This is a genomic window from Bacteroidia bacterium, from assembly GCA_025056095.1.
Lineage (GTDB): Bacteria > Bacteroidota > Bacteroidia > JANWVE01 > JANWVE01 > JANWVE01.
This window is the reverse complement of sequence record JANWVW010000229.1, coordinates 1-4,477: the sequence shown is the minus strand read 5'-3', so window position 1 is coordinate 4,477 and position 4,477 is coordinate 1. Positions and strand designations below refer to the sequence as shown.

Here is a 4,477-nt window from a genome sequence, read left to right as displayed (position 1 = left end):
AGAACCGCAAATGACACAAATAAAAGTTATTTTTTAACTCAAAGCCAAATAGATATCTTTGAAAAATCGTGTAGTGTATTACCATTCTGCTTCTGGGTCAAGGCGATAGACTGCGGTCATCTCATCTAATAAAGGTTGTAAGTGTATCGTATGATAAGCATTTCTTCCCCCATAATGTTGAGTTTTATCCACAGTTGGAATAGAAAAACCTGAATTTTGTAGTATTTCAAATACTCTTTTCTCCCACTCTTGTTCTAATTCACTTTCAGGGGCGCATATTTTTTCAGCTACAATTTCTGCGTCTAAGGTATGAGGTTCAAAAAGAGAATAAGCTAATGGCAACGCTTCATTGATAGCACTCTGCATTCTCAAACGAGCTTCTTCAGTAGATCTACCTAATTTTTCCATCCAAGTTCTACCGTGAATTTGATGATATTGAAGTTCGGTTTTTATTTTTCTTGCTAATTTAGCCAAAGGTCCATAAGAAGATTGCATTAAGCTTTCTATGCGAACTTGCTTAGCATACACGTACAAAAAGTGCCGAGTAAGACTAAAACTATAATCCCCAATGGGATACTCAACTAAGTGGCAACATCTCATCTCCTTTTCGTTACGCATAAAAGCAAGTTTGTCAGGTTTACCTAAGCCTAAATTTTCTAACAGCTTGTAGTATGCATACGCATGTCCTAACTCATCTTGTGCCATAGAAGAAAAAGCAATGTCTTCTTCCAAAATAGGACCTAATCCTGTCCATTCCGAATTGCGATGTCCTATAATTAAATCATCATCTGCAAGTTTGAACAAAAAATAAATCAGCGCTTCATTATTCATACGCTTTTTGATAGTGTTTTTGTACTACAAATAACGTAAAAATTCCCAACAAAAAGAAACTAATCAAAAATATAATTGAAGTACGCATGCTGTGAGTAATCTGTATCAATAGCCCAAATAAAGCCATGCCAATTACAATTGCCAATTTATCTACCAAAGCATAAAAACCAAAAAAAGATGCATTAGCACCTATGTCTTGGGGGATAATTTTGGCATAAAAAGCCCTTGAAGTAGATTGTGTACCACCCATACACAAGCCCACTAAAACGCCTAATACATAAAATTCTACTTTTGTAGTAGTGAAATAAGCATACACGCACACGGATGCCCATACCACCAGCGCCGCCCTCAAAACGGAAATATTCCCATACCTTTTTGAAAGCATTGCAAATACATAAGCGCCAATAATTCCTATCAACTGAATTGCTAAAAGCATTGGGATTAAATCGCCTGCGCTAAGTTTAAGTTCATTGGTGCCAAAAAGAGTTGCCATGTACATAATAGTTTGCACAGCCATGTTAAAAGATAAAAAAGCTATCAAGTACCAAAAAATGACCTTTTTTTTACGCACTTGACTTATACAAATCAATACTTCTTTCCAACCTTTGGTCAATATAGAACCTTGCTCTTCTTTTATTAAAGGTTCGGGATTGCGCAATTGCGTAAAGACCCACGTTCCAAAAACTAACCACCATAATCCTGTCATAACAAAAGAAAACCGCGTGGCTAAGGCAGTATCTCCGCCAAATACAAGTTCAGGTTTTTGAATAAAAACTAAGCTTATTACCAAAAGAATAACACTACCAATGTATCCTAAACTATATCCACGAGCAGAAAGCATGTCAAATTTATCAGGAGTAGCAATTTCAGGTAAAAAAGCATTGTAGAAAGTATCACTCATAGCAAAACCAAATGTAGCCACGCTGAACAAAAAAATTCCCAAAGAAATAAAATCACTATCAAATAAAAATAGACCTATTGAACTTAGCGAACCTATATAACAAGCACTCATTAAAAACGGTTTTTTGTAACCTTTGGCATCTGCTATTCCACCTAAAAGCGGACTTAAAAACAGCACAAAAAAATAAGCAATCATAATAGCAAAAGTATATATTGCCGTAGGCTGCCATTGTACACCTAAAAAAGACAAAGGTTCTTTTACAACACTTTCATAGTAAATAGGAAAGATAGCTGTAGCTATAACCAAAGAATAAACCGAGTTTGCCCAATCATACAATACCCATGCCCTCAGCTCTTTGGGCTGATTTAACGGTAATTTTGCCATTTAAACAAAAATAACAGATTCTTATCAAAAAGCTTTGTTCTCTTTGTTTTAAGTTTATTTGAACCTAATGTAATATTTAGTAGAATCGCTGATATAAACCATTGTAGTGTCGCTTATTCGGCTGCTAAATAGTCCATATCCGCCGTTAATGTTAGTGTATTCAGGTTTAGTTTCTTGAAAGCCGTTGTCAGGTGCATTTACGCGCATATAGTCATATAATTCTTTGCCTGCACCTGTAATTTTGAAAATGAGCTTGTCTGCATAAAACTCTTTGTTCACTCTTTTAGATTCAGGTAAAATAGAGTTTACATATTCTGCAAAAACATCTTCGGGAATGGGAAAAACATACTCTGCCCCATTCGACTGTGGTACAATATTTCTTCCTAAAACCCAATGAATAGTGTCTTCGGTGATGAGGTTTGTCGTAAAATCTTTATAGGAATATAAAAAGAAAGCTTCTATATCCACTGCTTTGACAGAATTGCCTGAAAATTGGTATCGCATAGCATTTTTTCTTTCTAGGCGCAAGGTAGTAGCACTAAGTGGAGCTAAAATTGTCAAACCATTGCTCAAACTAATTCGGGAAGAAGTAATTTTTTTGCCATCAGGAAGTTCTGCATAAAGTTCGTATTGCAAAGCTGGATTGATGGCAGTAGTAGTAGTCCAAACTCTTTCAGTAGGATAAAAGCTGCCTGCTGGTTTTTGAATAATTTCAGGAGTAAGCGTGATAGTTTGAACTAAATTACCTGCGTTGTTATATCCTTTAATTTGCACAATAGCATCGGCGCTTATACTTAAATCATTATTTTTAGCATATTCAATAGCGTTTCCTTCTACTAAAAATGCTTTGTATATGCGAACATATTGTTTAGGCTGACTAGGGTCAAGCAGCCCATAAGCTACTAAAATTTCTTCTTTTTTTTCTGCATTGACTTTTAATTCCGTAGAGCAAGACAGCAAAAAGCCTATCAGGATTAAACTACTCAAAACACCAATTGGTTTTAACTTCATAGTACAAAATTACGTTTTTATCAAATACTAGGAGTTGGGTAATAAAGCGTTTGTACGTTTTTTATCACTTTTTTGTCTTTGATATATCCATACCCAGCCAATTATGCCTATCAATATCAGTAGAAAAGACAAAATTTCTGCTTGAGTTATTTTTAAGCCAAAAATGTGGTAAGGGATATTTACTCGGATTTTTTCAATAAGAAACCTTTCTAAGCCATTGAGAATAAGATATATGCAAAACAAAACTCCGTGTTGTAGTTTTACTTTTCTTCCTATGAGCAGTAAAATTATTCCCAAAATAATACCGATAATAGCTTCCCATAGAGGAGTAGGATAAACGTAGCCTGGGGTTTCACCCAACACATTGTTAGGATAGTTATAAGCATAGAACCAATCAGGAAAGAGTTTGAAGAAGTTAGGTTTGTTAAGTAAGCAAGAAGCAGTACCATCGCCTACTTGTATTCCCCAATCCCCATCGCCTGCTACGTGGCAGCCAATCCTACCTACTCCATAAGTAGTCATTAAGCCTGGAGCAGCGGCATCTAAGTAAGGTAAAAGGGGAATTTTGTAACGCCTAATGTAATAAATGACTGCAATGGCACCGAATATCAATCCACCGTAGTAAGTCAATCCATCAAAAGCTAAAAGACTTTCGAGAGGGTGTTTGACAAAATCTTCCCAAGTTTCCAAAGCAGCAAAAATTTTGGCACCTATGATTCCCGCAATCGCAGCGATGAATATAACATTATTCATTAAGTCATGGGGGTAAGCTTGTTTTTTTTCTTTTTTAGGTTTAATTCCTTTGTATTTGTAGTATTCGTAAGCTTTGTAAGCCCCCATTAGCAGTATTCCTATCAATGCACCTGTACTCGAACCCTCTTTGCTCATTATGACTTGTTGCGGATTAGCATTAAAAGCAGTGTAGTTTGCAAAGATATACCCTAGCTTGTAGCCTATTAAAGCACCTAAAACAAGGTTAATCAAAATATCTGTTTTAGAGGGCTGACCTACGGTAGTGTAGGTAATCTCAAAAGGGGAGAATATACCTAATTTTGCTTTACGTTTTAGCTCATAATAAACCATGAAGTAGGCTACGATGAAGCTCATAGCCATCATGAATCCGAAGGACTGTATAGGTATAGGTAGTTCGAAGCCGAATAAGTCTTTTGTTAGGTCAGATATACGCGGGTACAAGGTTGTTTAGATTAAGCCGCACAAAAATAGTATTTGGAAGGTAAAAAGCAAACAAGAGCATGTTTTATTGATTTAAAATTAATTTTGATTTTTTGGGCGTGCCCCTTGCTGACGCAAGGGTCGGGGCATTCCGCACTGCGCTTCGCTTCGGTACTT

Annotated in this window: 4 protein-coding genes; all 4 read right to left on the bottom strand. The window is 36.1% G+C overall.

The annotated features are described in order from the left end of the window. Positions 1 to 78 precede the first annotated feature (78 nt). From paaC to NZ519_12480, 4 genes are read right to left on the bottom strand one after another with little or no spacing between them, the layout of a single operon-like run. On the bottom strand, positions 79 to 831 hold the full coding sequence (gene paaC, locus NZ519_12495) for a phenylacetate-CoA oxygenase subunit PaaC (protein MCS7029574.1): 753 nt from the start codon (positions 829 to 831) through the stop codon (positions 79 to 81). Continuing rightward, positions 824 to 2,116 (bottom strand): MFS transporter, encoded by a 1,293-nt coding sequence (locus tag NZ519_12490; protein ID MCS7029573.1) that lies wholly within the window; start codon positions 2,114 to 2,116, stop codon positions 824 to 826. The genes paaC and NZ519_12490 overlap by 8 nt, the downstream gene beginning before the upstream one ends. A gap of 54 nt (positions 2,117 to 2,170) precedes the next feature. Beyond that, complete coding sequence (locus NZ519_12485) at positions 2,171 to 3,127, bottom strand: DUF4249 domain-containing protein (GenBank protein ID MCS7029572.1); 957 nt, start codon at positions 3,125 to 3,127, stop codon at positions 2,171 to 2,173. Positions 3,128 to 3,154: 27 nt separating this feature from the next. Then, positions 3,155 to 4,321 carry a prolipoprotein diacylglyceryl transferase gene (locus NZ519_12480; protein MCS7029571.1) on the bottom strand — a complete coding sequence of 389 codons (1,167 nt, stop codon included), beginning with the start codon at positions 4,319 to 4,321 and terminating at the stop codon, positions 3,155 to 3,157. Positions 4,322 to 4,477 lie beyond the last annotated feature (156 nt).

Bases quoted from the DNA above. Each gene is read 5' to 3' on its own strand.
- NZ519_12490 (MCS7029573.1), bottom strand. From the start codon at position 2,116: ATGGCAAAATTACCGTTAAATCAGCCCAAAGAGCTGAGGGCATGGGTA.
- paaC (MCS7029574.1), bottom strand. From the start codon at position 831: ATGAATAATGAAGCGCTGATTTATTTTTTGTTCAAACTTGCAGATGAT.
- NZ519_12485 (MCS7029572.1), bottom strand. From the start codon at position 3,127: ATGAAGTTAAAACCAATTGGTGTTTTGAGTAGTTTAATCCTGATAGGC.